We start from the raw sequence: 24842 nt of genomic DNA on the forward strand, positions 1-24842 counted from the left end.
AGAAGCAAAGACCCCGCGTCGGCGGGTGCCGGCGCGGGGTCGGGTGTTGCGAGGAAGTGGCGGCCGGTCAGATGGCGCCGCGCAGACGCAGCAGGTCCAGCACCTGTTTAACCCCTTCGTCCACCGACAACGACTGGGTGTCGACCACCAGGTCGGCCCCCAGCGGCACGTCGTAGGGGAAGGACTCACCCGGAATGTTGTCCTTGTCGGCCGCATACAGCCCTTGCGGGTCACGCTCGCGGCAGGCCTGGGGCGAAGCCTGGACATACACGGTGATCAACCGGTCGCTGCCGATCAGGTCCCGGGCCTGGTCGCGGCCGGCGGCGTCCGGTGCGACGAACGCGGCGAGGGTGATCATCCCGGCCTCGTTGAACTGGCGCGCGACATGGGCGGCACGGCGCCAGTTTTCGGTACGCCCGGCGCGATCCTGGGCCAGGCCCTTGTTCAGGTCGTGCCGCAGGTTCTGGCCGTCGAGCACATAGACGGCGCGGCCCTGGTCGAACAGCTTGCGCTCCACGGCATAGGCCAGCGTGCTCTTGCCAGCGCCGGACAGGCCGGTAAACAGCACGGTGGCCGGTTGCTGGCCAAGGCGCAGGGCACGCTCCTCGGTGGTGACATGCGCCAGCTTGCCATGGTTACCGCTGCCGCCATGGGGCACTACCGGCGGCGCGACGATCATGCCGGCGCCCACGGTGCCATTGGTCATGCGGTCGATGACAATGAAAGCACCGGTGGTGCGATTGCTGTCGTAGCCGTCCAGGGCGATCGGCGCGTCGAGGGCGATGCGCACCTTGCCGATCTCGTTGAGGCTCAGGGAGCTCGCCGGCCCTTCGGCCAGAGTGTTCACATCGACCCGGTTGACGATGCTGGCGATGGAACCTGGCACGTAGCTGGTGGCGCGCTTGATGTCGTATTTCTTGCCCGGCAGCATCGGCTCTTCGGCCATCCACACCAGCATGGCTTCGAAGCTGTCGGTGACCGTCGGCACGTTGTCGGCATGCACCAGCAGGTCGCCGCGTGAGATGTCGATCTCGTCTTCCATGGTCAGGGTCACGGCCTGGCCCGGGCCAGCATGCTCCAACTCGCCTTCGAAGGTGACGATGGACTTGACCCGGCTCTTCTTGCCCGAAGGCAGCACCACCACTTCATCGCCCTTGTGCACCACGCCGCTGGCGAGGGTGCCGGCAAAGCCGCGGAAGTTGAGGTTGGGGCGGTTGACGTACTGCACCGGGAAACGCAGGTCGGTGAGGTTGCGGTCGGCCGCCACTTCCACGGTTTCGAGGATTTCCATCAGGGTCTGGCCGGTGTACCACGGCGACTGCTCGCTGTGGTTGACCACGTTGTCACCCTTGAGCGCCGACATCGGCACGAAGTGCAGGCTGCTTGGCTTGAGCTTGATGCCCTCGGCAAACTTCAGGTAGTCGGCCTTGATCGACTCGAACAGGTTCTGGTCGAAACCCTTGAGGTCCATCTTGTTGATGGCCACCACTATGTGCTTGATGCCCAGCAGCGACGCGATGAAGCTGTGCCGGCGAGTCTGGGTCTGCACGCCATAGCGGGCGTCGACGAGGATGATCGCCAGGTCGCAGGTGGAGGCGCCGGTGGCCATGTTGCGGGTGTACTGCTCATGGCCCGGGGTGTCGGCGATGATGAACTTGCGCTTGGCGGTGGAGAAATAGCGGTAGGCCACATCGATGGTGATGCCCTGCTCGCGCTCGGCCTGCAGGCCGTCGACCAGCAGCGCCAGGTCGATGTCGTCACCGGTGGTGCCGCTTTTCTTCGAGTCGCGGGAGATGGCTTCAAGGTGATCTTCATAGATCATCTTGGAATCGTGCAGCAGGCGGCCGATCAGCGTGCTCTTGCCGTCATCGACGTTGCCGCAGGTGAGAAAGCGCAGCAGCTCTTTACGCTCGTGCTGGGCCAGGTAGGCGAGGATGTCCTCGCTGATCAATTCAGAAACATGCGACATGAATACACCCTCCCCTTAGAAATAGCCCTGACGTTTCTTTTCTTCCATGGAGCCGGCACCGTCGTGGTCGATGACCCGGCCCTGGCGTTCGGAGGTTCGCGTCAGGAGCATTTCCTGGATGATGTCGGTGAGGCTGGTCGCCTCGGACTCGACGGCACCGGTCAACGGGTAGTCGCCCAGGGTGCGGAAACGGACCTTCTTCTTGACGATGCGCTGCTTGTCCTCGTCGCTGAGGTGGTTACGCAAGCGATCGTCGTCGATCATGATCCAGGTACCGTTCATCTCGATGACTTCGCGCTCGGCGGCAAAGTACAGCGGCACGATCGGGATGCCTTCCAGGTAGATGTACTGCCAGATGTCCAGCTCGGTCCAGTTGGACAGCGGGAACACACGGATCGACTCGCCTTTGTTGACGTTGCCGTTGTACACGTTCCACAGTTCCGGACGCTGGTTCTTGGGGTCCCAGCGGTGCTTGCTGTCGCGGAACGAGTAGACTCGCTCCTTGGCCCGCGACTTTTCTTCGTCGCGGCGCGCGCCACCGAAGGCCGCGTCGAAACCGTGCTTGTCCAGAGCCTGCTTGAGGCCTTCGGTCTTCATGATGTCGGTGTGCTTGGCACTGCCGTGGGTCAGCGGGCTGACGTTCTGCGCCACGCCATCCGGATTGATGTGCACGATCAGGTCCAGGCCCATTTCCTTGACCATGTGATCACGGAACGCGTACATCTCCTGGAACTTCCAGCGAGTGTCGACGTGCATCACAGGAAACGGCAGCTTGCCGGGGAAGAAAGCCTTGCGTGCCAGGTGCAGCATCACGGCAGAGTCCTTGCCCACAGAGTAGAGCATCACCGGGTTGTCGAACTCGGCGGCGACCTCGCGGATGATATGGATACTCTCCGCCTCCAGCTGTTTCAAATGCGTCAGTTTGTCGACCATGGCTACTCACGAATCATTGCGTTTATGGGGCCAGACGGCAGGCCTTTGGGCGGCCAGCGGGCCGTGTTCGAGCCGGCCACTTTATCATGGAGACTGATTCTATTGACCGGCCTTGGTATATCGAAACGGTATAACGATATACCCGCAGGTTTGGTGCCAAATGTTTCGACAGCCTCAGATCGGGTTGGCGCAATCGATGAACAGGTGCTCGACTGCGAAACGCCGGGCCAGGTATTCACCCAGTGCCTGCACACCATAGCGCTCGGTGGCGTGGTGGCCGGCAGCGATGAAACTGATGCCGTTTTCCCTGGCGCTGTGAAAGGTCTGCTCCGAGGCTTCGCCACTGATATAGAGGTCGACCCCGGCTGCCACCGCGTGATCGATGTAACCCTGGCCACCGCCGGTGCACCAGCCCACCCGCCGGATCATCTCCGGCCCCTCGACCAGTAGCGGCTCACGGCCTGTCACCTCCTGAACCCGGCGTGCGAAGTCGCGCGGCGACACCGGCTCGGCCAGCGAGCCGACCAACCCGACCACCTTGCTGTCGGCCGGATCGAGCGCGCTTTCCACGGTAATGTCGAGGTGCCGGGCCAGTTGCACGTTGTTGCCGACTTCAGGGTGCAGATCGAGTGGCAGGTGGTAGGCCAACAGGCTGATGTCATGCTTGAGCAGGGTCTTCAGGCGTCGCTGCTTCATGCCGGTGACACAGGGGTTTTCGCCTTTCCAGAAATAGCCATGGTGCACCAGGATCAGGTCGGCCTGGGCCTGGACGGCAGCATCGAGCAGCGCCTGGCTGGCGGTCACGCCACTGACGATGCGCATGACCTGCGGGCGGCCTTCGACTTGCAGCCCATTGGGACAGTAGTCGTGGATTTTCGCACTGTTGAGGTAGCGATCGGCTTCTTCGACCAAGGTATTCAAGGCAACGGCCATGGGGCCTCCGCAAACTGGATGTAAAGAGGATGAAAAGGCCGTTCGGCGAACAGAAAGCCCTCGTATAATGGCGCCCATTATGGGCCCTTCGCCGCGGTTGCAGAACCGGCTGCATGGCAATGTTCGCCTGACCTCCCCCGATCACTCCTACTGCTGACTGCGGAATCGTTCAATGTTCAAGGCACTGCGTTTTTTTGGCTGGCCGTTGCTGACGGGCGTGCTGATCGCCCTGTTGATTATTCAGCGCTTTCCCGAGTGGGTCGGCCTGCCCAGCCAGGACGTCAACCTGCAGCAGGCCCCGCAGGCCATCAGCAGCCTGCAGGGGCCGGTCACCTACGCCGATGCCGTGGTTGCCGCAGCGCCGTCAGTGGTCAATCTCTACACCACCAAGGCGGTCAACAAGGCCGCCCACCCGCTGTTCGATGACCCACAGTTCCGGCGCTTCTTCGGCGACAATTCGCCCAAGCAGAAGCGCTGGGAGTCGAGCCTCGGCTCGGGCGTGATCATGAGCCCCGAAGGCTACGTACTGACCAACAACCATGTGGTCGCGGGTGCCGACCAGATCGTCGTGGCGCTCAAGGACGGCCGCGAAACCCTGGCCCGAGTGATCGGCAGCGATCCGGAGACTGACCTGGCGGTGGTCAAAATCGACCTCAAGAACCTCACGGCCATCACCATCGGCAGTTCCGACAGCATCCGCATCGGCGACATCGCGCTGGCCATCGGCAACCCCTTCGGTGTCGGTCAGACAGTCACCATGGGCATCATCAGTGCCACCGGGCGCAACCAGCTGGGGCTCAATACCTACGAAGACTTCATCCAGACCGACGCGGCGATCAACCCGGGCAACTCCGGCGGTGCGCTGGTGGACGCGCGCGGCAATCTGACCGGGATCAACACGGCGATCTTTACCCGCTCCGGCGGCTCCCAGGGCATTGGCTTTGCCATTCCCACCAAGCTGGCGCTGGAGGTGATGAAATCGATCATCGAACACGGCCAGGTGATTCGTGGCTGGCTGGGTATCGAAGTGCAACCGCTGACGGCGGAGCTTGCGCAATCCTACGGGCTCAAGGACCGCCCAGGCATCGTGGTGTCCGGGGTATTCCGCGACGGGCCGGCGGCGAAAGCCGGACTCAAGCAGAGCGATGTGATTCTCAGCATCGACGGCGAACCGGCCGGCGACGGCCGCCGCTCGATGAACCAGGTGGCGCGCACCAAGCCGGGCGACAAGATTGCCATCCAGGTGATGCGCAATGGCAAGGAGTTGAAGCTGCTGGCCGAAGTGGGCCTGCGCCCGCCACCGGCGGCTGCAGCAGCGCCGGCGGCCGAGCAGCCTTGATTGGGTAACCACAGGGCTGATCAAGCCGGCCCTGTGGCCTCGGGACCACGCACCTCCCACTAGGGGGCCGCATCCCGATGTGTCGACCTTATCCGAGCGCGTCGATGAGCGCCTGATTCTGCTCCGGCGTGCCGATGCTGATGCGCAGGAACTGGGCGATGCGCGGCTGCTTGAAGTGGCGCACGATCACACCCTTTTCGCGCAGGCGCGCCGCCAGTTCGCCAGCATCCTGGTGGGGATGCCGGACGAAGATGAAGTTGGCAGCCGACGGCAACACTTCAAAGCCCCTGTCCTGCAGCTGCGCCACCAACTGCTCGCGACTGGTGATAACGGCCTGGCGGGTCTGTTCGAACCAGGCCTGGTCCTCGAACGCTGCCGTGGCACCGACCAGCGCCAGGCGGTCGATCGGGTAGGAGTTGAAGCTGTTCTTGATCCGCTCCAGCGCCTCGATCAGGTCTGGATGGCCCACCGCGAGGCCGACCCGCAGCCCCGCCAACGAACGGGATTTGGACAGAGTCTGGGTCACCAGCAGGTTGGGGTAGCGATCGACCAACGCGATAGCGGTCTGGCCACCGAAATCGATGTAGGCCTCATCGACCACCACCACCGAATCCGGACTGGCCTTGACCAGCGCCTCGACCGCATCAAGTGCGAGCACACAGCCCGTGGGCGCGTTGGGGTTGGGAAAAATGATGCCGGCGTTTGGCCGGGCGTAATCCTCGACGCAGATCTGGAACTGCTCATCGAGCGGCACCGCCTCGAACGGGATGCCGTACAGGCCACAATAGACCGGGTAGAAGCTGTAGCTGATGTCGGGAAACAGCAGCGGCTGATCGTGTTTGAACAAGCCGTGGAAGATGTGCGCCAGCACCTCGTCCGAACCATTGCCGAGGAAGACCTGGCGCGGCTGCACACCGTAGTACTCGGCCACGGCCTGCTTGAGCAGGTCGCTGTTGGGGTCAGGGTACAGGCGCAGGTTGTCGCCCAGCTCGGCGCGCATGGCTTCGAGTGCCTTGGGCGACGGGCCATAGGGGTTTTCGTTGGTGTTGAGCTTGACCAGATTGGCGATCTTGGGTTGCTCGCCGGGCACGTAAGGCACCAGCTCCTTGACGAAATCACTCCAGAACTTGCTCATTTCAGACCTCCTTGCTGTCGTCGAGGATGCGGTATTCGGCGCTGCGCGCGTGAGCGCTGAGGGACTCGCCACGGGCCAGCACCGAGGCGGTCTTGCCCAGTTCGGAGGCGCCCTCTGGCGAGCAGAAGATGATCGAGGAGCGCTTCTGGAAGTCGTACACCCCCAGCGGCGAAGAGAACCGCGCGGTGCCGGAAGTGGGCAGCACGTGGTTGGGCCCGGCGCAGTAATCGCCCAGCGCCTCGCTGGTGTGGCGGCCCATGAAGATCGCGCCGGCGTGACGGATGTGCGGCAGCCAGGCCTGGGGGTCGGCCACCGACAGTTCGAGGTGCTCGGGAGCGATGCGGTTGGCCACTTCGATGGCCTGTTCCATGTCACGCACCTTGATCAGGGCGCCGCGGCCGTTGATCGAGGTGTTGATGATGGCGGCGCGGTCCATGGTCGGCAAAAGTTTGTCGATGCTCGCCGCGACCTTGTCGAGAAACTCGGCGTCGGGGCTGACCAGGATGGCCTGGGCGTCTTCGTCGTGTTCGGCCTGGGAGAACAGGTCCATGGCGATCCAGTCCGGATCGGTGCCGCCGTCGCAGACCACGAGGATTTCCGAAGGCCCGGCGATCATGTCGATGCCGACCTGGCCGAACACGTGGCGCTTGGCCGTGGCTACATAGATATTGCCCGGCCCTACCACCTTGTCCACCTGGGGTACGCTCTCGGTGCCGTAGGCCAGTGCGGCCACGGCCTGCGCCCCGCCGATGGTGAAGACTCGGTCGACACCGGCGATGCAGGCAGCGGCCAGCACCAGCTCGTTGATTTCGCCGCGCGGGGTCGGCACCACCATGACCACCTCGGTGACCCCGGCGACCTTGGCCGGGATCGCGTTCATCAACACCGAGGAAGGGTAGGACGCCTTGCCGCCCGGCACGTACAGGCCGGCACGGTCCAGCGGTGTGACCTTCTGGCCAAGCACCGTGCCATCGGCCTCGGTGTAGCTCCAGGAGTCCTGCTTCTGTTTCTCGTGGTAGCTGCGCACGCGCGCGGCGGCGGTTTCCAGGGCTTGGCGCTGCTCGGCGGTGATGCGCGTGAGGGCCAGCTCGAGCCGCGCGCGCGGCAGGATCAGGTCCGCCATGGACGCCACTTCGAGGCCGTCGAAACGCTGAGTGAATTCCACCACGGCGGCATCGCCGCGCTCGCGTACCGCCTTGATGATGTCCAGCACCCGCTGATTGACCGAGTCGTCGGACACGCTTTCCCAGCTCAGCAGATGATCCAGATGCCTGGCGAAATCGGCATCGGTGGCGTCGAGTCGGGCGATTGCAGTGGGAGCGGTCATAGCGGGGGCCTCAAATGGATGACAAAGACTCAGGCGCCCTAAATTACTACGCTATCCGCGCGGGCACCTGAGAATCTGGCTATGAGGCGGATAGAGGCATCGCGCGGCGAGTGCCGCGCACGAACTCAGCCGCGGTGTCGCGATTCGACCGCCTGGCGCAGGGTATCGATCAGCGACTGGATGCGGGCGTGCTGCATCTTCATCGAAGCCTTGTTGACCACCAGCCGCGAGCTGATCATGGCGATCAGCTCCTGGGGCTCGAGGCCATTGGCGCGCAGCGTGTTGCCGGTGTCGACCACGTCGATGATCTTGTCGGCCAGGCCCACCAGGGGTGCCAGTTCCATGGAACCGTACAGCTTGATGATGTCGACCTGACGGCCCTGTTCGGCGTAGTAACGCTTGGCCACATTGACGAACTTGGTCGCCACGCGCAGACGGCCCTTGGGCTCGGCTGCGCCCACGGCGCCGGCGGTCATCAGCTTGCACTGGGCAATCTGCAGGTCCAGCGGCTCGTACAGGCCCTGGCCGCTGTACTCCATGAGCACGTCCTTGCCGGCCACGCCGAGGTCGGCCGCGCCGTGTTCGACATAGGTAGGCACATCGGTGGCACGGACGATCAGCAGACGCACATCGGCCTGGGTCGTGGGAATGATCAGCTTGCGGCTCTTGTCGGGGTTCTCGGTGGGCACGATGCCCGCCTCCGCCAGCAATGGCAGGGTGTCATCGAGAATTCGGCCCTTGGACAACGCAATGGTCAGCATGGGAAACGTCAGCCCTTCAAAAAAAGAGCGCATTGCTGCGCTCTGTCGTCCTGGCTGGAAGCGTCCAGCCCAGGAGCACCTAGCCTGGTACGCGACGGATCTTCGCGCCCAACTGCTGGAGTTTTTCTTCGATGCACTCGTAACCACGGTCGATGTGGTAGATGCGGTCGATCAGGGTATCACCTTCGGCCACCAGGGCCGCGATCACCAGACTGGCCGACGCACGAAGGTCGGTCGCCATGACCGGCGCACCCTTGAGGTGGGTCGCGCCAGTGACCACAGCCGTGTTGCCCTCGACGAGGATCTGCGCACCCATGCGAACCATTTCGTAGACGTGCATGAAGCGATTTTCGAAGACCGTCTCGATGACTGCGCCAGTGCCTTCGGCAATCGCGTTGAGCGAGACGAACTGCGCTTGCATGTCGGTCGGGAACGCCGGGTACGGCGCGGTGCGCAGGTTGACGGCCTTGGGCCGCTTGCCGTGCATGTTCAGCTCGATCCAGTCTTCACCCGAGGTGATCTCGGCACCGGCTTCGCGCAGCTTGTCGAGCACGGCTTCGAGAATGGTCGGATCGGTGTCCTTGAGCTTGACGCGGCCACCGGTGACCGCGGCAGCGACCAGGTAGGTGCCGGTCTCGATACGGTCGGGCATCACCTTGTAGTGCGCCGAACCCAGGCGCTTGACGCCGTCGATGGTGATGGTGTCGGTGCCTGCGCCGTGGATTTTCGCGCCCATGGCGATGAGGAAGTTGGCCAGGTCGACCACTTCAGGCTCGCGCGCGGCGTTCTGCAGCACGCTGCGACCGTTGGCCAGCGCCGCCGCCATCATGATGTTCTCGGTGCCGGTGACGCTGACGGTATCGAAGAAGAAGTGCGCGCCACGCAGGCCGCCTTCCGGCGCCTTGGCCTTGATGTAGCCAGCCTCGACGTCGATTTTCGCACCCATGGCCTCGAGGCCGCGGATGTGCAGGTCGACCGGGCGCGAACCGATGGCGCAACCGCCGGGCAGGGCCACTTCAGCCTCGCCGAAGCGCGCGACCATCGGGCCGAGCACGAGAATCGAGGCGCGCATGGTCTTGACCAGCTCGTAAGGCGCCACCAGGGTCTTGATGGTGCGCGGGTCGATTTCCACCGCCAGCTTCTCGTCGATCACAGGCTCGATGCCCATGCGCCCGAACAGCTCGATCATGGTGGTGATGTCGTGCAGGTGCGGCAGGTTGGCGACGGTCACGGGACCATCAGCCAGCAAGGTAGCCGCCAGAATCGGCAGGGCGGAGTTCTTCGCCCCGGAGATGCGGATTTCGCCATCAAGACGAACGCCGCCGGTAATAATCAGTTTGTCCATAGGGATCTCGACGCCAATTGGCTCAGGAACGCTCAGCCCAGGCTGCGCTGCTGAAGAATTTCATGGTGACCGCATGGATGCTGCCATCGGCAATCCACGGGTTCAGGTGAGCATAGATCTGCTGCTGACGCTTGACTGGGCTCAGTGCCACCAAGGCGTCATCGATCACGTTCAGCTGAAAATTACAGCCTTCGCCTTCAACTTCCACCAGGGTTCCTGGCAGTTTCTCTTCAAGGAAGCTTTTAACTTCTAGGGCCTGCATGCTCAACCTCGATCGGCGCCCAGTGCGCGCGGGTCGGCCATCATACAAAAAAAGCCCCTCGACGGCGAATCCAGCGTGCAAGGATCCGACGCAGGGGCATCGTTGTCGCTTCAGACTTCGGCGAACATGCCAGTCAGGCCGCAGACCTGCGCGATCTGCTGCATGTCGTGGGGCATGGCGCGGACCTGCAGGGTCTTGCCCGCGGCAATCGCGTCGCGAGTGAAAGCCAGCAGCAGGGAAACCCCTACGCTGCTGGACTTCTCCACGGCCGAGCAGTCGACCACTACGGCCTCGACCTGGCTGCCACTGATCAGCGCCTGGCCCTGCTTGCGCAGGGCGGCGCCGGTGCGGTAGTCGAGCACGCCGCCAAGCATCAACTGCCCTGGAGCGGTCTCGCTGAGCGCAGCGTTTACAGGGCTGTCGGTCATTGGTCGCCCTTGGCCGCAGCGGGGTCGGTGTCGGCCTTGGCCTTGGCTTTGGCCACTTCACCGGCCCAGCCGTTGATGGTGGCCTCGAGATTGCCATTGTTGGCTTTCATGGCATCGGCGAACTGGTCACGGAACAGCTTGCCCAGGTTGATGCCGTTGATGATCACGTTGCGCACTTTCCACTCACCGGCGATTTTCTCCAGCGTGTAGGAGACCGGGTAAACCGCACCGCCATTGCCCTTGACGGTCATGTCGACGCTGGTGCGATCGCCACTCTCGTCCTTGGCCGGAGCTACGGTGATGCCCTGGTTGTTGTACTCCAGCAGGGCGTTGCCGTAGAACTGGAACAGGCCGCGCTTGAAGTTCTCCTGGAACCTGTTGATCTGCTCAGGGGTGGCATTGCGCGAATACTTCACGGTCATGACGCTTTTGGATATACCTTCGGCGTCCACTACCGGGCCGACGATGCTGTTAAGCGACTCGTAGAAAGCACCCGGATTGGCCTTGTACTTTTCCTTGTTGGTGGCCAGGTCGGCAAGCAGCTGCTTGGTCGTGCCTTCGACCACATCATGGGCCGAGGTACCAGGCGCCGCGTTGGCCCACAAAGGTACGGCGGCCAGCAGGACCAGCAAACTGCGGCGCAGAATCGTCATCATGAAGCGTCCCTCATTTGGCGTCTTTATTGACGGAATTGAGCATGAATTTACCGATCAGGTCTTCGAGCACCAACGACGATTGTGTGTCGTGGATGGTCCCGCCATCGGTGAGCAGCTTGTCGTCGCCGCCCACGCTGAGGCCGATGTATTTCTCGCCCAACAGGCCGGCAGTGAGAATCGACGCAGTGGAGTCGATGGGCAGGTTGTTGACCTTCTTGTCCAGTTGCATCGTCACTCGACCGGTGAAGTTGTCGCGATCCAGATCGATGGCCGTGACCTTGCCGATGCTCACACCGGCCATGGTCACTTTGGCTCTGACCGTCAAACCGGCAATATTGTCGAAGTAGGCGTAAAGTTTATAAGTGTCGGTGTTGGCGCTGGCGGACAGTCCACTGACACGCAGGGCCAAAAGCAGCAAAGCCAGGATCCCGGCCAGTAGAAACAGGCCGACACCAACTTCCAGGGTGCGGTTTTGCATTAGAAATCTCCAAACATCAAGGCGGTCAGAATAAAGTCCAGGCCGAGCACTGCCAGCGAGGCGTACACCACGGTCTTGGTCGTCGCACGGCTGATGCCCTCCGACGTGGGTTCACAGTCGTAGCCCTGAAACACGGCGATCCAGGTGACCACGAAGGCGAACACCAGGCTCTTGATCACGCCGTTCAGGACGTCGTCACTGAAATTGACGCTGTTCTGCATGTTGGACCAGAACGAGCCCTGATACACACCGAGCCAGTCGATCGCCACCCAGGAACCGCCCCAGATACCCACCACGCTGAAGATCATCGCCAGCAGTGGCAGCGAAATGAAGCCCGCCCACAGGCGCGGCGAAACAATGTACTTGAGTGGGTCGACGCCGATCATCTCAAGGCTGGAGAGCTGCTCGGTGGATTTCATGTTGCCGATTTCGGCGGTCAGTGCGGAACCGGCGCGACCAGCGAACAGCAGCGCCGTCACCACCGGGCCCAGCTCGCGCAGCAGGGTCAGGGCGACCATCTGCCCCACGGCCTGCTCCGAGCCGTACTTGGCGAGAATGCTGAATCCCTGCAGCGCCAGCACCATGCCGATGAACATGCCGGAAACGACGACGATCAGCAGTGACATCACGCCAACCGAATAGAGCTGCCTGACCAGCAGCGAGAAGCTGCCGGCGACCGAGCCACGGCCCACCAGCGCGTGCATCAGAAACAGCCCGGAACGCCCCAGCACGCCCACGGCGTCGATCGCCGCGCGACCAAACAGGCGAATGCGTTCAATTATGGATTTTCGGCGCATCAACGCGTCCCCAACAGATCGGCGCGGTAATCGGGCGCAGAGAAATGGAAAGGTACCGGACCGTCCGGGTCACCCTTCATGAATTGCCGGATGCGCGGGTTGTCGGAGCTCATCAGCTCCTCGGGCGTGCCCTGCCCCAGCACCTGGCCATCGCCGACCACATAGAGATAGTCGGCGATGCTGGCGGTTTCCGAGAGGTCATGGGACACCACGATGCTGGTGATGCCCAGGGCGTCGTTGAGCAGGCGGATCAGCCGCACCAGCACGCCCATGGCGATCGGGTCCTGGCCCACGAAGGGCTCGTCGTACATGAGGATCTGCGGGTCCATGGCGATGGCGCGAGCCAGGGCGACCCGGCGCTTCATGCCGCCGGACAGCTCGTCGGGCATCAGCTCGATGGCGCCACGCAGGCCTACGGCCTGCAGCTTCATCAGCACGATGTCGCGAATCATTTCCTCGGGCAGGTCGGTATGCACCCGCAATGGGAAGGCAACGTTCTCGAACACATCCAGGTCGGTGAACAGCGCGCCGCTCTGGAACAGCACGCCCATGTGCTTGCGCGCGTCGAACAGGTCGCTGCGCGACAGCTTCGGCAGGTTCTGGCCGTTGACCCAGACTTCACCCTGGGTCGGACGCAACTGCGCACCCATCAGCCGCAGCAGGGTGGTCTTGCCACTCCCTGACGGCCCCATGATGCCGGTGACCTTGCCCCGGGGAATGCGGATGTCGACGTTCTTGAAGATGCTCCGCGCACCTCGCTGGAAGGAAACACCCTTCAGCTCGACCGCGTAGTCGTTCTCGGCACTCATTGGAACTCCTTGCAATGCGGCCCCATCACTCCGACAGCGCCCCTCGTGAAAGGGTTCGCCTACCGAGCGGGCCGGACAAGCGGCGCACTATATCACCGCAGACACAACCGCCCCAAGCCGTTAGCACCCTTGTTAAGTAACCGGACAGTAACCTTTGATGAATCGAGCGTGAGCCTTTGTCGCTTTACCGCTATAATCGCCGCCTTTTCGTCAGGCAACCCGATTTCGTCCATGAGCCAGTCCAGCGAGTTGATCCAATCCGCACAACGCACCATCCGCTTCGAAGTCGAGGCGGTCGAAGGCCTGCTCGCGCATATCAATGCCGACTTCGTGCGCGCCTGCGAGATGATCCTGGCCAGCAGTGGTCGCGTCGTGGTGCTGGGCATGGGCAAATCCGGCCACATCGGCAAGAAGGTGGCCGCGACCCTGGCCAGCACCGGCACGCCGTCGTTCTTCGTTCATCCGGCCGAGGCCAGCCACGGCGACATGGGCATGATCACCGGCAACGACATCATCCTGGCCCTGTCGAACTCCGGCTCCACCGCCGAGATCGTCACCCTGCTGCCTCTCATGAAGCGCATGGGCATCCAGATGATCAGCCTGACCGGCAACCCCGATTCGCCCCTGGCCCAGGCCGCCGAGGTCAACCTCGATGCGCGCGTGGCCCAGGAGGCCTGCCCGCTCAACCTGGCGCCGACGTCCTCGACCACTGCCGCCCTGGTCCTCGGCGACGCCCTGGCCATCGCCCTGCTCGAAGCGCGCGGCTTCACCGCCGAGGACTTCGCCTTTTCGCACCCCGGCGGCGCCCTCGGCCGCCGCCTGCTGCTCAAGGTCGAGAATGTCATGCACAGCGGCGCCGCCCTGCCTCGGGTAGACCGCGGCACGCCGCTGCGCGAGGCGTTGATGGAGATGACCCGCAAGGGCCTGGGCATGACCGCCATCGTCGAGCCCGACGGGCGCCTGGCCGGGATCTTCACCGACGGTGACCTGCGCCGCACCCTGGACCGCGAGCTGGATATCCGCAGCGCCACCATCGACGAGGTGATGACCGTGCACGGCAAGACCGCTCGCCCGGACATGCTCGCCGCCGAGGCGCTGAAAATCATGGAAGACCACAAGATCGGCGCGCTGGTGGTGGTGGACGGCGACGACCGCCCGATCGGCGCCTTCAATCTCGGCGACTTGCTGCGCGCAGGAGTGATGTAAATGCACGACGAATTGTTGCAGCGCGGCCGGCAGGTCAAACTGGCCGTTTTCGATGTGGACGGCGTACTCACCGACGGGCGCCTGTATTTCCTCGAGGACGGCAGCGAGATCAAGACCTTCAGCACCCTCGACGGCCAAGGTATCAAGATGCTGATCAACGCCGGGGTGGCCACGGCGATCATCACCGGGCGCTCGTCGCCAATGGTGCAACGGCGCGCGAAGAGCCTGGGCATCGCTCACTTGTACCAGGGGCGCGAGGACAAGCTGGCGGTGCTCGACGAACTGCTCGCGCAGCTGGGCCTGAGCTATGCCGAAGTAGCCTATCTGGGCGATGATCTGCCCGACCTCGCGCCGATCCGCCGGGTGGCGCTCGGCATGGCCGTGGCCAATGCCACCGCATTCGTCAAGGAGCACGCCGCCGGCGTCACCCAGGCCCGTGGCGGCGAAGGTGCCGCACGGGAATTCTGCGAACTGATTCTACGCGCCCAGGGCAATCTCGACGCCGCCCTGGCTGCTTACCTCTAAGCGTTACCCGAACCGAGTTATCCGATGCCGACCAAGAAACTACGCAACCTCGTGCTGTTGGCAGTGCTCGCCGCACTGTTCGCCGCCGTGGGCTATTGGAACATCAGCCCCGAGCGCTTCCAGGCGCGCCCGGTGGCAGTCATCGACCCCAAGGCCGTCGACTACTACGCCATCAACGCCCATGCCAAGCAGTTCCTGCCCGATGGTGGCATCCAGTACGACATGACCGCCGACAAGGTCGAGCACCTGCAGGCCAGCCAGGTCTCGCTGCTGACCAACCCCGACATGAACCTGTACCGCGGCACGGTCTACCCCTGGCACGTCACCAGCGAGCGCGGCGAGGTCAACCCCGACGGCACCCAGGTCGAGCTGATCGACTCGGTGCGCATCGCCCGTACCGACCAGAAATCGCGCGCCACGGTCATAACCTCTTCACGCATGACCGTATTCCCGCAGAAGCAATATGCGCAGACCGAGCAAGACGTTAGAATCGACGGCGCCGGTGGCGTCTCCACCGGCAAAGGCATGAAAGCCTATTTGAACGACAGCAAGATCAACTTGCTGTCCAACGTAAGAGGACTGTATGAGGCTCGTTAAAACCCTCCCCTTTTTGCTCAGCCTGGGCGCAGCACTGGGAAGCGTGAGCGCCTGGGCATTGCCGACGGATCGCGATCAGCCTATCCACATCCAGTCCGACGACGCGCAGATCGATGACAAGCAGGGCATTGCCACCTACAAGGGCAATGTCATCATCACCCAGGGCACCATGAAGATCACCGGCAACACCGTGACCGTCACCCGTACCCCCCAGGGCGATATCGACGTATTCACCTCGGTCGGCAACCTGGCTTACTACGAGCAGAAGCCGGCGATCGACAAACCGATCGTGCAGGCCTGGGGCGTGACCATCCAGTACTTCGCCGCGCAGAACCGCATCATCCTGATCGACAAGGCCAAGGTGGTGAACGACGGCAACACCTCGGTCGGCGAGAAAATCGTCTACGACACCGTCAAGCAGGTGGTCAACGCCGGCCGCGCCAATGGCGCCAAGGTCACCGAGCCGCGTCCGCGGGTCGACATGGTGCTCCAGCCGAAAAGCAAAACCGACGCACAGAAGGCTCAGTAATGGCAACTCTCAAGGCTCAGCACCTGGCCAAGGCCTACAAGGGCCGCCAGGTGGTGCGCGACGTCAGCCTGTCGATCGAGAGCGGGCAGATCGTCGGCCTGCTCGGGCCCAACGGCGCCGGCAAGACCACCTGTTTCTACATGATCGTCGGCCTGGTGCAGGCCGATCAGGGCCGCGTGCTGATCGACGACCTCGACGTCAGCTTCCAGCCCATGCACGGCCGGGCCAAATCCGGCATCGGCTACCTGCCCCAGGAAGCCTCGATCTTTCGCAAGCTCTCGGTGGCCGACAACATCATGGCCATCCTCGAGACGCGCAAGGAGCTGGACGCTGCGGGCCGGCGCAAGGAGCTCGAAGGCCTGCTGCAGGAATTCCACATCACCCACATCCGCGACAACCTCGGCATGAGCCTGTCCGGTGGCGAACGGCGCCGGGTGGAAATTGCCCGAGCACTGGCGACCTCGCCCAAGTTCATCCTGCTCGACGAACCCTTTGCCGGTGTCGACCCGATATCGGTCGGCGACATCAAGCAGATCATCCATCACCTCAAGGCCAAGGGCATTGGCGTGCTGATCACCGACCACAACGTCCGTGAGACCCTGGATATCTGCGAGACCGCGTACATCGTCAACGATGGTCGACTGATCGCCGAGGGCGATTCGGCGGCCATTCTTGCCAACGACCTGGTGAAAGAGGTGTACCTCGGCCACGAGTTCCGCCTGTAAAGGATGATTCGCGCGCCACAAGGCGTATTTATTGTGGCGCAGCTCTAGGCAAATGCTCGGGTTTCAGGCATATAATTTGCTTACGACATAAGTGCGACGCTTCGGCGCCGTGTAGTGGATGGCGCATCGCGCCGGCGAACAAGGTGTTAAGCCCCTGCCATGAAACCATCGCTCGTCCTGAGAATGGGCCAGCAACTGACGATGACACCGCAGTTGCAACAGGCCATCCGACTACTCCAGCTCTCGACCCTGGATCTTCAACAGGAGATCCAGGAAGCGCTGGAATCCAATCCTATGCTGGAGCGCCAGGAAGAAGGCGACGACTTCGACAACAGCGATCCACTGGCCGACAAGATCGAGCACAACGCCACCCCAGAGGTCCAGGAGCCCAGCTTCCAGGAAACCTCCGCGCCGACCGTCGACAACCTTGAGGACGGCGAGTGGAACGAGCGCATCCCCAACGAGCTGCCGGTCGACACGGCCTGGGAAGACATCTACCAGACCAGCGCCAGCAGCCTGCCCAGCAATGACGACGACGAGTGGGACTTCACCACCCGCACCTCGGCGGGCGAGAGCCTGCAGAGCCATCTGCTCTGGCAGCTGAACCTCGCGCCGATGTCCGACACCGACCGCCTGATCGCCGTCACCATCATCGACTGCATCAACAACCAGGGTTACCTGGACGAGACGCTGCAAGAAATCTGCGACTCGTTCGACGCCGAGCTGGACATCGAGCTCGACGAGGTCGAGGCCGTGCTGCGCCGCGTGCAGCAGTTCGAACCCGCCGGTATCGGCGCGCGCGACCTCAGCGAGTGCCTGGTCCTGCAACTGCGCCAGATGCCGCCCAAGACGCGCTGGCTGGCCGAAGCCCAGCGCCTGGTGCGCGAATTCATCGATCTGCTCGGCAGCCGTGACTACAGCCAGCTGATGCGCCGCATGAAGCTCAAGGAAGACGAGCTGCGCCAGGTCATCGAGCTGGTGCAGAGCCTCAACCCGCGCCCTGGCTCGCAGATCGAGTCCAGCGAGCCGGAGTACGTCATACCCGACGTCATCGTGCGCAAGGACAACGAGCGCTGGCTGGTCGAACTCAACCAGGAATCGGTGCCACGCCTGCGCGTCAACCCGCAGTATGCCGGCTTCGTGCGCCGTGCCGACACCAGCGCCGACAACACCTTCATGCGCAACCAGTTGCAGGAGGCGCGCTGGTTCATCAAGAGCCTGCAGAGCCGCAACGAGACGCTGATGAAGGTCGCCACGCAGATCGTCGAGCACCAGCGCGGCTTCCTCGACTACGGCGACGAGGCCATGAAGCCACTGGTACTGCACGACATCGCCGAGGCCGTGGGCATGCACGAATCGACAATTTCCCGGGTGACCACGCAGAAATACATGCACACCCCCCGCGGCATTTACGAACTGAAATACTTTTTTTCCAGCCACGTCAGCACCTCGGAGGGCGGTGAGTGCTCGTCCACGGCCATTCGCGCGATCATCAAGAAATTGGTTGCCGCCGAAAATCAGAAAAAGCCGTTGAGTGACAGCAAGATCGCTGGTTTACTGGAGGCACAAGGCATCCAGGTAGCCCGTCGCACCGTCGCCAAGTACCGTGAGTCCCTCGGGATTGCACCCTCCAGCGAGCGCAAGCGACTGATGTGAATGGCGCTTTCCTGATGCCACCACCAGCGTTCCAGTGGCAGGTTCCACCTGCCTCTTTATGCACTGGCAATAAGGAGAAGCGGTATGCAAGTCAACATCAGTGGGCACCAGCTGGATGTGACCGACGCCATGCGTGACTATGTCGGGGAAAAACTCGCCCGACTCGAGCGCCATTTCGACAAGATAACCAACGTGCAGGTCATCATGGAGGTCGAAAAGCTCAAACAGAAGATCGAAGCCACCCTGCGTGTACCTGGTGGTGAAGTTGTCGCCAACGCCGAGCATGATGACATGTACGCCGCCATCGACCTCCTCACTGACAAGCTCGACCGACAATTGCTCAAGCATAAGGAAAAGCAGCAGAGCCACCTGCAAGGTGCCGCCGCTCGCTGATACTCCCAACCCATGATCCGACTCGAAGATATCCTGACCCCCGGCCGTTCCCTGGTGAACGTGCCGGGTGGCAGCAAAACACAAGTACTCGAACAGATTGCTCAGCTGATCGCACGCGAAGTGCCACAGCTGGATCAGCAAACCGTGTTCGACGCCTTGGTTGCCCGTGAGAAACTCGGCTCTACCGGTTTCGGCAACGGCATAGCCATTCCCCATTGTCGCCTGAACGGTTGCGCCTCGCCGATCAGCGCCTTGCTGCACCTGGCTTCCCCCGTAGACTTCGACGCCATCGACGGTGCGCCCGTCGACCTGCTGTTCGTGCTGCTGGTACCAGAGGCAGCGACCGACGCGCACCTGGAATTGCTCCGGCAGATCGCCAGTATGCTGGACCGCAAGGATGTCCGTGACAGCCTGCGTGCCGCTGCCAGCAACGAAGCCCTCTATCAAGTAGTTCTGGACGTGCAGAAAGGGCATTGACCACCATGCGCTTGATCATTGTCAGTGGACGCTCCGGCTCCGGCAAAAGCACCGCGCTGGATGTACTGGAAGACAGCGGCTTCTATTGCATCGACAACCTGCCCGCCGGCCTGCTGCCGGAACTGGCCGAGCGCGCTCTGATCCACACCGAACTGGCGCAACCGCTGGTGGCGGTGTCCATCGACGCCCGCAACCTGCCCAGCCACCTGTCGCGCTTTCCGCAGCTGCTCGAGGAAGTGCGCAGCCGGCACATCCAGTGCGACGTGCTGTACCTGGACGCCGACGAAGACACCCTGCTCAAGCGCTTCTCGGAGACGCGCCGGCGTCATCCACTGAGCAGCGCCAACCGCTCGCTGGCTGAAGCCATTCGCGTCGAAACCGTGCTGCTGGGGCCGATCGTCGACCTTGCCGACCTGAAGATCGACACCACCAATCTCAATCTTTACCAGCTGCGCGACTCGATCAAGATCCGCCTGCTGAACAAGCCCGAGCCTGGCACCGCCTTTCTCGTGGAATCCTTTGGCTTCAAGCGTGGCATGCCGGTGGACGCCGACCTGGTGTTCGACGTGCGCTGCCTGCCCAACCCCTACTGGAAGCCCGAATTGCGCGAGCAGTCGGGCCTCGACCAGCCGGTGGCCGATTACCTCGCAGCCCAGCCGGACGTCGAGGAGATGTTCCAGGACATCTCGGCCTACCTGCTCAAATGGCTGCCGCGCTTCGCCGCCAGCAACCGCGCCTACGTCACCATCGCCATCGGCTGCACCGGCGGCCACCATCGCTCCGTGTACCTGACCGAGCGCCTGGGGATACTGCTGCAACAGTCACTCAAGAACGTTCAGGTTCGCCACCGCGACCTCAGTTGAAAGGATCACCTGCGCAATGCCCGCTTTGCAAATAACCATCATCAACAAGCTGGGCCTGCATGCGCGCGCTGCGGCCAAATTCGTCGGCGTCGCTGGGCGCTTTCCTTGCCAGGTGCGCATCGGCCGTACGCCGGAAACCCTGGTGGACGGCAAGAGCATCATGGCCGTCATGATGCTGGCGGCAGGCAAGGGGACCGAGGTGCACCTGAGGACCGAAGGCGAGCAGGAGCAGGAAGCACTGGATGCGATCGTCGAGCTGATCAACAATCGGTTCGACGAGGGGGAGTAATTTCGCCACCGACTCTTGGGCTTGCCCCCACATCGGGCGTGCGAGAGGGGGCGCCAGCGACAGCGTTGGGTAGCCGAGCTAGGCAGCGTGCTCGGCAAACCGCACCATCAGCAACACCAGCCCGGCGATCAGCACCAGCGTGCCGACCACCTTGCGCAGGCGTCGGGGCGCGTCTCGTACAGCCATGAACGCCTCGATCAAGCCAGCGCAGCTTGATAGCGCCGCTCAACCTCAGCCCAATTGACCACGTTGTAGAAGGCGCTGATGTATTCCGGGCGGCGGTTCTGGTATTTCAGGTAATAGGCGTGTTCCCACACGTCGAGGCCGAGGATCGGCGTGTTGCCGTTCATCAGCGGGCTGTCCTGGTTGCCACTGCTCTCGACCACCAGCTTTTTCTCTCTGGTCACGCTGAGCCAGGCCCAGCCGCTGCCGAAACGGCTAAGGGCGGCCTTGGTGAACGCTTCCTTGAAGGCCTCAAGGCCACCCAGCTCGGCGTCGATAGCCTGGGCCACGGCGCCCTGCGGCGCACCACCGCCCTGCGGCGACATCACTTCCCAGAACAATGAATGGTTGGCGTGGCCGCCGCCCTGGTTGATCACTGCGGCCTGGTACTGCTCGGGCAACTGCTTGACGCCGGCGACCAGTTTTTCGATCGGCCACTCGGCGTACTCGGTGCCGTCCACGGCCGCGTTGAGATTGTTGATGTAGGTCTGGTGGTGCTTTGTATGGTGGATTTCCATGGTCTTGGCGTCGATATGGGGCTCGAGCGCATCGTAGGCATAGGTCAAGGCGGGCAAAGTGTAAGGCATCACGATCTCCTGAAAGCTAGCAAACGAAACTCATTATTAATTGTTAATGAGAATCATAGCAACAGGAGATCTTGGGGCGTGTGCCTGGACGAGGTCAGATCGAGCGGCCAGCGGCCGCCCGGACGCGGTATCGATGATCGGCCTCAGCTGCCCGCCACTGTCATCCGCTCGATCAGCACCGAGCCCGTGCGGATGTTGCTGCGCAGTTCCAGGTCGTTGCCCACTGCGACGATCTGCTTGAACATGTCCCGCATATTGCCGGCGATGGTTACCTCTTGCACCGGGAACTGAATTTCGCCGTTCTCGACCCAGAAGCCGGCAGCCCCCCTGGAATAATCACCGGTGACCATATTCAGCCCCTGCCCCATCAGCTCGGTGACCAGCAGGCCACGGCCCATCTGCTTTATCAGCGCCGCCTGGTCCTGGTCGCCGTGGGTGACGAACAGGTTGTGTACGCCACCCGCGTTGGCGGTGCTGGGCAGGCCCATCTTGCGCCCGGAGTAGGTGCTGAGGATATATGACACCAGCACGCCATCCTTGACGAAGGGCTTGGCATAGGTGGCCAGGCCGTCGCCGTCGAAGGCCGAACTGCCCATGGCATGCTTGAGGTGCGGGCGCTCGTCGAGGGTCAGCCACTGCGGGAACAGGGTCTGGCCCATGGAGCCCTCGAGAAACGACGACTTGCGGTACAGATTGCCCCCGGAGACGGCCCCCAGGAAGCTGCCGAACAATCCGCCCGCCAGTTCGGCGGAGAACAGCACCGGCACTTCGCAGGTCGGTACGGGCCGGGCGCCCAGGCGGCTGGCGGCGCGCTCGGCGGCACGCTTGCCGATGCTCACCGGATCGGCCAGCAGTTCGCCTTGGCGATTGACGTCATACCAGTAGTCGCGCTGCATCTGCCCCGAGCCCTCGGCGATCATCACGCAGCTGAGGCTGTGGCGCGTGGAGGCATAGCCGCCGACGAAGCCGTGGCTGTTGCCATACACCCGGCAGCCCTGGTGGGTGTTCAGGGTGGTGCCGTCGGCGTTCTTGATTCGCGCATCCGCCTCGAACGCTGCCGCTTCGCATTGCAGGGCCTTCTCGATGGCCTGCTCGGGGCTGATGTCCCAGGCATGGTAGAGATCGAAGTCGGGCAGCTCGCGGGCCATCAGGGCCGGGTCAGCCAGGCCCGAGCAGTCATCCTCGGAGGTATGCTCGGCAATGGCCAGGGCTGCTGCGACGGTTTCGCGGATGGCCTCGGCGCCGCTGGCCGAGGTGCTGGCCGAGCCTTTGCGCTGGCCGACGTACAAGGTGATGCCAAACCCCTGGTCACGGTTGAATTCGACCGTTTCCACCTCGCGCTGGCGGACCGAAGTGGACAGCCCCTGCTCCAGCGAAACAGCCACCTCACAAGCGGTGGCGCCTTGGCGACGGGCCTCGGCGAGGATCTGTTCAACTTGCTCCTGCAGGGCGGGCAACGCCTGTGGGCCGACGCTCTGAGCTGCGTTCATGCTGTTCTCCACTTCAAATTCTGATTTCGGCAGGGGGTCGATCTACGACCGGGCCGGACAAGCGGCCCCCGACTGGTTATCATGGCGGCGATTATTTTCGGACTGCCCCCATGGTTGATTCTTACGACGACTCCCTCGGCGAGGGAAAAAGCAAAACTCAGGTCAAGCGCGAGCTGCATGCGCTGGTGGACCTGGGCGAGCGCCTTACCACCCTCAAGCCGGACACGCTCAACAAGCTGCCGCTGACCGATGCGCTGCGCAAGGCCCTGGCCGACGCGCCCAAGCACACGGCCAACATCGCGCGCAAACGGCACATCCAGTTCATCGGCAAGCTGATGCGCGATCAGGACACCGACGCCATTCTGGTGCTGCTCGACCAGCTGGACGCCTCGACGCGGCAATACAACGAGCGGTTCCACAACCTCGAGCGCTGGCGCGATCGCCTGGTGACCGGTACCGACGCGGTGCTGGAAGCCTTCGTGAGCGAGTACCCGGATGCCGACCGTCAGCAGTTGCGTTCGCTGATCCGCCAGGCCCAGCACGAGACCGCGCACAACAAGCCGCCGGCCAGCACCCGCAAGATCTTCAAGTACATCCGCGAGCTGGACGAGACCCAGCGCGGTCTGCGCTAGACCCCGCCAAGGCTGGCCAGTGCTGCGGGCGCAGATCATGCGCCCGTGCCGCCCACCGTGATCGCATCGATCTTCAGGGTCGGCTGGCCGACGCCCACCGGCACCGACTGGCCGTCCTTGCCGCAAGTGCCCACGCCGCTGTCCAGGGCCAGGTCGTTGCCGACCATCGACACCTTGCTCATCGCTTCAGGACCATTGCCGATCAGCGTCGCGCCCTTGACCGGCACGGTGATCTTGCCGTCCTCGATCAGGTAGGCCTCGCTGGTGGAGAACACGAATTTGCCGCTGGTGATGTCGACCTGGCCACCGCCGAGGTTGGCGCAGTAGATGCCCTTCTTCACCGAGGCAATGATTTCAGCCGGGTCACTCTGGCCGCCGAGCATGTAGGTATTGGTCATGCGCGGCATCGGCAGGTGTGCGTAGGATTCGCGGCGACCGTTGCCCGTGCAGGCGACGCCCATCAGGCGGGCGTTGAGCTTGTCCTGCATGTAGCCCTTGAGCACGCCGTTCTCGATCAGCGTGGTGCATTCGGTCCGGGTGCCCTCGTCATCGACGCTGAGCGAGCCGCGACGGCCGCTCAAGGTGCCATCGTCGACGATGGTGCACAGGCTCGAGGCCACCCTTTCACCGATACGACCGCTGTAGGCCGAACTGCCCTTGCGGTTGAAATCGCCTTCCAGGCCATGACCAACGGCCTCGTGCAGGAGTACCCCGGACCAGCCGGAGCCAAGCACCACCGGCAAGGTGCCGGCCGGCGCCGGGATCGCCTCGAGGTTGACCAGCGCCTGACGCAACGCTTCGCGGGCGTAACCCATGGCGCGGTCGTCGGCCAGGAAGTAGCGATAGTCAGTACGCCCGCCGCCGCCGTGCCCGCCGCGCTCGCGGCGCCCGTTCTGCTCGACGATGACGCTGACATTGAAGCGCACCAATGGGCGCACGTCAGCGGCCAGACTGCCGTCGGCGGCGGCCACCAGGATGCGCTCCCAGACCCCGGCCATGCTCACCGTGACCTGCTGGATGCGCGGGTCGAGCAGGCGCGTGGCGGCGTCGACGCGCTTGAGCAGGTCGACCTTTTCGGCGCGGGTCAGCACCTCCAGAGGGTTGTCCGGGCCGTACAACTGCACGATGTCGCTGCTGTGGAACGCCTGCACGCGGCCGTTCTGGCCGGCCCGGGAGATCGAGCGGGCGGCGCGGGCGGCCTGCAGCAAGGCGTCCTCGCTGATGGTGTTGCTGTAGGCGAAGCCGGTCTTCTCGCCAGACTGGGCCCGCACGCCCACGCCTTGGTCGAGGTTGAAGCTGCCTTCCTTGACGATGCCGTCCTCGAGCGCCCACGACTCGGAAATCTGCCCCTGGAAATACAGATCCGCGGCGTCGATGCCGGGCCCGGCGAGGTCGCCCAGCACCGACTGCAGGCTGTCGAGCGTCAAACCGCCGGGGGCCAACAGGTGTTCACTGACTGTGGATAACAACTCGCTCATG

28 protein-coding genes are annotated in these 24842 nt (G+C 63.2%); 12 read left to right on the forward strand and 16 right to left on the reverse strand.

Annotation, left to right across the window (positions count from 1 at the left end; genetic code table 11):
* Positions 1–67: 67 nt before the first annotated feature.
* The 3 genes from cysN to SFA35_RS21770 all read right to left on the reverse strand — a co-directional run bounded on the left by cysN (position 68) and on the right by SFA35_RS21770 (position 3835).
* A complete protein-coding gene (gene cysN, locus SFA35_RS21760) occupies positions 68–1969 on the reverse strand; it encodes a sulfate adenylyltransferase subunit CysN (protein ID WP_320572565.1) in 1902 nt (633 codons plus the stop codon).
* Between the two features lie 15 nt (positions 1970–1984).
* Positions 1985–2902 carry a sulfate adenylyltransferase subunit CysD gene (cysD, locus tag SFA35_RS21765; RefSeq protein WP_320572566.1) on the reverse strand — a complete coding sequence of 306 codons (918 nt, stop codon included), beginning with the start codon at positions 2900–2902 and terminating at the stop codon, positions 1985–1987.
* Positions 2903–3076: 174 nt separating this feature from the next.
* Positions 3077–3835, reverse strand: coding sequence for a Nif3-like dinuclear metal center hexameric protein (locus tag SFA35_RS21770; protein ID WP_320572567.1), 759 nt, complete (start codon positions 3833–3835; stop codon positions 3077–3079).
* 172 nt (positions 3836–4007) lie between these two features.
* Between SFA35_RS21770 and algW the strand changes: the two genes are divergently transcribed.
* Positions 4008–5174: a Do family serine endopeptidase AlgW gene (gene algW, locus SFA35_RS21775; protein ID WP_320572568.1), complete on the forward strand. Its 1167-nt coding sequence runs from the start codon at positions 4008–4010 to the stop codon at positions 5172–5174.
* A gap of 88 nt (positions 5175–5262) precedes the next feature.
* Here the strand turns inward: algW and hisC are convergent, their stop codons facing one another.
* The 10 genes from hisC to SFA35_RS21825 form a co-directional block, all read right to left on the reverse strand.
* Positions 5263–6309 (reverse strand): histidinol-phosphate transaminase, encoded by a 1047-nt coding sequence (gene hisC, locus SFA35_RS21780; protein WP_320572569.1) that lies wholly within the window; start codon positions 6307–6309, stop codon positions 5263–5265.
* Between the two features lies 1 nt (position 6310).
* Positions 6311–7636: a histidinol dehydrogenase gene (hisD, locus tag SFA35_RS21785; RefSeq protein ID WP_320572570.1), complete on the reverse strand. Its 1326-nt coding sequence runs from the start codon at positions 7634–7636 to the stop codon at positions 6311–6313.
* Between the two features lie 125 nt (positions 7637–7761).
* Positions 7762–8397, reverse strand: a complete 636-nt coding sequence (hisG, locus tag SFA35_RS21790; RefSeq protein ID WP_320579180.1) for an ATP phosphoribosyltransferase — start codon at positions 8395–8397, stop codon at positions 7762–7764.
* A 79-nt stretch (positions 8398–8476) separates the two neighbouring features.
* A complete protein-coding gene (gene murA, locus SFA35_RS21795) occupies positions 8477–9742 on the reverse strand; it encodes a UDP-N-acetylglucosamine 1-carboxyvinyltransferase (RefSeq protein ID WP_320572571.1) in 1266 nt (421 codons plus the stop codon).
* 22 nt (positions 9743–9764) lie between these two features.
* Positions 9765–10004 (reverse strand): BolA family protein, encoded by a 240-nt coding sequence (locus tag SFA35_RS21800; protein ID WP_213879151.1) that lies wholly within the window; start codon positions 10002–10004, stop codon positions 9765–9767.
* A 110-nt stretch (positions 10005–10114) separates the two neighbouring features.
* Positions 10115–10432, reverse strand: coding sequence for an STAS domain-containing protein (locus SFA35_RS21805; protein ID WP_320572572.1), 318 nt, complete (start codon positions 10430–10432; stop codon positions 10115–10117).
* The gene (locus SFA35_RS21810) at positions 10429–11088 is read right to left on the reverse strand and encodes an ABC transporter substrate-binding protein (protein ID WP_320572573.1); all 660 of its coding nucleotides are present in this window, start codon (positions 11086–11088) and stop codon (positions 10429–10431) included. Before SFA35_RS21810 ends, SFA35_RS21805 begins: the two co-directional genes overlap by 4 nt.
* Before the next feature lie 10 nt (positions 11089–11098).
* Positions 11099–11566, reverse strand: a complete 468-nt coding sequence (gene mlaD / locus SFA35_RS21815; protein WP_320572574.1) for an outer membrane lipid asymmetry maintenance protein MlaD — start codon at positions 11564–11566, stop codon at positions 11099–11101.
* Entirely contained in the window at positions 11566–12363 is a 798-nt protein-coding gene (mlaE, locus tag SFA35_RS21820; RefSeq protein WP_320572575.1) for a lipid asymmetry maintenance ABC transporter permease subunit MlaE, read from the reverse strand. Before mlaE ends, mlaD begins: the two co-directional genes overlap by 1 nt.
* The gene (locus tag SFA35_RS21825; protein WP_320572576.1) at positions 12363–13172 is read right to left on the reverse strand and encodes an ATP-binding cassette domain-containing protein; all 810 of its coding nucleotides are present in this window, start codon (positions 13170–13172) and stop codon (positions 12363–12365) included. Before SFA35_RS21825 ends, mlaE begins: the two co-directional genes overlap by 1 nt.
* 231 nt (positions 13173–13403) lie before the next feature.
* Here SFA35_RS21825 and SFA35_RS21830 point away from each other — a divergent pair, with 231 nt between their 5' ends.
* The 10 genes from SFA35_RS21830 to SFA35_RS21875 all read left to right on the forward strand — a co-directional run bounded on the left by SFA35_RS21830 (position 13404) and on the right by SFA35_RS21875 (position 20432).
* Positions 13404–14378 (forward strand): KpsF/GutQ family sugar-phosphate isomerase, encoded by a 975-nt coding sequence (locus SFA35_RS21830; RefSeq protein WP_320572577.1) that lies wholly within the window; start codon positions 13404–13406, stop codon positions 14376–14378.
* The gene (locus SFA35_RS21835) at positions 14379–14903 is read left to right on the forward strand and encodes an HAD family hydrolase (RefSeq protein ID WP_320572578.1); all 525 of its coding nucleotides are present in this window, start codon (positions 14379–14381) and stop codon (positions 14901–14903) included. It begins immediately after the preceding gene.
* A 24-nt stretch (positions 14904–14927) separates the two neighbouring features.
* Positions 14928–15500 carry an LPS export ABC transporter periplasmic protein LptC gene (gene lptC / locus SFA35_RS21840; RefSeq protein WP_320572579.1) on the forward strand — a complete coding sequence of 191 codons (573 nt, stop codon included), beginning with the start codon at positions 14928–14930 and terminating at the stop codon, positions 15498–15500.
* Complete coding sequence (gene lptA / locus SFA35_RS21845) at positions 15487–16029, forward strand: lipopolysaccharide transport periplasmic protein LptA (RefSeq protein WP_320572580.1); 543 nt, start codon at positions 15487–15489, stop codon at positions 16027–16029. The genes lptC and lptA overlap by 14 nt, the downstream gene beginning before the upstream one ends.
* Positions 16029–16754: an LPS export ABC transporter ATP-binding protein gene (gene lptB / locus SFA35_RS21850; protein WP_320572581.1), complete on the forward strand. Its 726-nt coding sequence runs from the start codon at positions 16029–16031 to the stop codon at positions 16752–16754. Before lptA ends, lptB begins: the two co-directional genes overlap by 1 nt.
* 159 nt (positions 16755–16913) lie before the next feature.
* Positions 16914–18410, forward strand: coding sequence for an RNA polymerase factor sigma-54 (locus SFA35_RS21855; RefSeq protein ID WP_320572582.1), 1497 nt, complete (start codon positions 16914–16916; stop codon positions 18408–18410).
* An 84-nt stretch (positions 18411–18494) separates the two neighbouring features.
* A complete protein-coding gene (gene hpf / locus SFA35_RS21860; RefSeq protein WP_213879163.1) occupies positions 18495–18803 on the forward strand; it encodes a ribosome hibernation-promoting factor, HPF/YfiA family in 309 nt (102 codons plus the stop codon).
* Positions 18804–18815: 12 nt separating this feature from the next.
* Positions 18816–19280, forward strand: a complete 465-nt coding sequence (ptsN, locus tag SFA35_RS21865) for a PTS IIA-like nitrogen regulatory protein PtsN (RefSeq protein ID WP_320572583.1) — start codon at positions 18816–18818, stop codon at positions 19278–19280.
* 5 nt (positions 19281–19285) lie between these two features.
* Positions 19286–20143: an RNase adapter RapZ gene (gene rapZ, locus SFA35_RS21870; RefSeq protein WP_320572584.1), complete on the forward strand. Its 858-nt coding sequence runs from the start codon at positions 19286–19288 to the stop codon at positions 20141–20143.
* A gap of 16 nt (positions 20144–20159) precedes the next feature.
* Positions 20160–20432, forward strand: a complete 273-nt coding sequence (locus SFA35_RS21875) for an HPr family phosphocarrier protein (protein ID WP_320572585.1) — start codon at positions 20160–20162, stop codon at positions 20430–20432.
* Between the two features lie 197 nt (positions 20433–20629).
* Here the strand turns inward: SFA35_RS21875 and SFA35_RS21880 are convergent, their stop codons facing one another.
* Positions 20630–21241 (reverse strand): superoxide dismutase, encoded by a 612-nt coding sequence (locus SFA35_RS21880; protein ID WP_320572586.1) that lies wholly within the window; start codon positions 21239–21241, stop codon positions 20630–20632.
* A gap of 143 nt (positions 21242–21384) precedes the next feature.
* Positions 21385–22731 carry a metalloprotease PmbA gene (gene pmbA, locus SFA35_RS21885; RefSeq protein ID WP_320572590.1) on the reverse strand — a complete coding sequence of 449 codons (1347 nt, stop codon included), beginning with the start codon at positions 22729–22731 and terminating at the stop codon, positions 21385–21387.
* A 110-nt stretch (positions 22732–22841) separates the two neighbouring features.
* Here pmbA and yjgA point away from each other — a divergent pair, with 110 nt between their 5' ends.
* Positions 22842–23363, forward strand: a complete 522-nt coding sequence (gene yjgA, locus SFA35_RS21890; protein ID WP_320572592.1) for a ribosome biogenesis factor YjgA — start codon at positions 22842–22844, stop codon at positions 23361–23363.
* A 35-nt stretch (positions 23364–23398) separates the two neighbouring features.
* Here yjgA and tldD read toward each other — a convergent pair whose 3' ends face one another.
* Positions 23399–24841, reverse strand: coding sequence for a metalloprotease TldD (gene tldD / locus SFA35_RS21895; protein WP_320572594.1), 1443 nt, complete (start codon positions 24839–24841; stop codon positions 23399–23401).
* Between the last annotated feature and the right edge of the window lies 1 nt (position 24842).

The organism is Pseudomonas sp. HR96 (assembly GCF_034059295.1).
In the GTDB taxonomy this organism is placed as follows: domain Bacteria; phylum Pseudomonadota; class Gammaproteobacteria; order Pseudomonadales; family Pseudomonadaceae; genus Aquipseudomonas.

What these genes read in the sequence shown, in the direction of transcription:
- cysN (WP_320572565.1), bottom strand. Translation starts at nt 1,969, where the DNA reads ATGTCGCATGTTTCTGAATTGATCAGCGAGGACATCCTCGCCTACCTG.
- cysD (WP_320572566.1), bottom strand. Translation starts at nt 2,902, where the DNA reads ATGGTCGACAAACTGACGCATTTGAAACAGCTGGAGGCGGAGAGTATC.
- SFA35_RS21770 (WP_320572567.1), bottom strand. Translation starts at nt 3,835, where the DNA reads ATGGCCGTTGCCTTGAATACCTTGGTCGAAGAAGCCGATCGCTACCTC.
- algW (WP_320572568.1), top strand. Translation starts at nt 4,008, where the DNA reads ATGTTCAAGGCACTGCGTTTTTTTGGCTGGCCGTTGCTGACGGGCGTG.
- hisC (WP_320572569.1), bottom strand. Translation starts at nt 6,309, where the DNA reads ATGAGCAAGTTCTGGAGTGATTTCGTCAAGGAGCTGGTGCCTTACGTG.
- hisD (WP_320572570.1), bottom strand. Translation starts at nt 7,636, where the DNA reads ATGACCGCTCCCACTGCAATCGCCCGACTCGACGCCACCGATGCCGAT.
- hisG (WP_320579180.1), bottom strand. Translation starts at nt 8,397, where the DNA reads ATGCTGACCATTGCGTTGTCCAAGGGCCGAATTCTCGATGACACCCTG.
- murA (WP_320572571.1), bottom strand. Translation starts at nt 9,742, where the DNA reads ATGGACAAACTGATTATTACCGGCGGCGTTCGTCTTGATGGCGAAATC.
- SFA35_RS21800 (WP_213879151.1), bottom strand. Translation starts at nt 10,004, where the DNA reads ATGCAGGCCCTAGAAGTTAAAAGCTTCCTTGAAGAGAAACTGCCAGGA.
- SFA35_RS21805 (WP_320572572.1), bottom strand. Translation starts at nt 10,432, where the DNA reads ATGACCGACAGCCCTGTAAACGCTGCGCTCAGCGAGACCGCTCCAGGG.
- SFA35_RS21810 (WP_320572573.1), bottom strand. Translation starts at nt 11,088, where the DNA reads ATGATGACGATTCTGCGCCGCAGTTTGCTGGTCCTGCTGGCCGCCGTA.
- mlaD (WP_320572574.1), bottom strand. Translation starts at nt 11,566, where the DNA reads ATGCAAAACCGCACCCTGGAAGTTGGTGTCGGCCTGTTTCTACTGGCC.
- mlaE (WP_320572575.1), bottom strand. Translation starts at nt 12,363, where the DNA reads ATGCGCCGAAAATCCATAATTGAACGCATTCGCCTGTTTGGTCGCGCG.
- SFA35_RS21825 (WP_320572576.1), bottom strand. Translation starts at nt 13,172, where the DNA reads ATGAGTGCCGAGAACGACTACGCGGTCGAGCTGAAGGGTGTTTCCTTC.
- SFA35_RS21830 (WP_320572577.1), top strand. Translation starts at nt 13,404, where the DNA reads ATGAGCCAGTCCAGCGAGTTGATCCAATCCGCACAACGCACCATCCGC.
- SFA35_RS21835 (WP_320572578.1), top strand. Translation starts at nt 14,379, where the DNA reads ATGCACGACGAATTGTTGCAGCGCGGCCGGCAGGTCAAACTGGCCGTT.
- lptC (WP_320572579.1), top strand. Translation starts at nt 14,928, where the DNA reads ATGCCGACCAAGAAACTACGCAACCTCGTGCTGTTGGCAGTGCTCGCC.
- lptA (WP_320572580.1), top strand. Translation starts at nt 15,487, where the DNA reads ATGAGGCTCGTTAAAACCCTCCCCTTTTTGCTCAGCCTGGGCGCAGCA.
- lptB (WP_320572581.1), top strand. Translation starts at nt 16,029, where the DNA reads ATGGCAACTCTCAAGGCTCAGCACCTGGCCAAGGCCTACAAGGGCCGC.
- SFA35_RS21855 (WP_320572582.1), top strand. Translation starts at nt 16,914, where the DNA reads ATGAAACCATCGCTCGTCCTGAGAATGGGCCAGCAACTGACGATGACA.
- hpf (WP_213879163.1), top strand. Translation starts at nt 18,495, where the DNA reads ATGCAAGTCAACATCAGTGGGCACCAGCTGGATGTGACCGACGCCATG.
- ptsN (WP_320572583.1), top strand. Translation starts at nt 18,816, where the DNA reads ATGATCCGACTCGAAGATATCCTGACCCCCGGCCGTTCCCTGGTGAAC.
- rapZ (WP_320572584.1), top strand. Translation starts at nt 19,286, where the DNA reads ATGCGCTTGATCATTGTCAGTGGACGCTCCGGCTCCGGCAAAAGCACC.
- SFA35_RS21875 (WP_320572585.1), top strand. Translation starts at nt 20,160, where the DNA reads ATGCCCGCTTTGCAAATAACCATCATCAACAAGCTGGGCCTGCATGCG.
- SFA35_RS21880 (WP_320572586.1), bottom strand. Translation starts at nt 21,241, where the DNA reads ATGCCTTACACTTTGCCCGCCTTGACCTATGCCTACGATGCGCTCGAG.
- pmbA (WP_320572590.1), bottom strand. Translation starts at nt 22,731, where the DNA reads ATGAACGCAGCTCAGAGCGTCGGCCCACAGGCGTTGCCCGCCCTGCAG.
- yjgA (WP_320572592.1), top strand. Translation starts at nt 22,842, where the DNA reads ATGGTTGATTCTTACGACGACTCCCTCGGCGAGGGAAAAAGCAAAACT.
- tldD (WP_320572594.1), bottom strand. Translation starts at nt 24,841, where the DNA reads ATGAGCGAGTTGTTATCCACAGTCAGTGAACACCTGTTGGCCCCCGGC.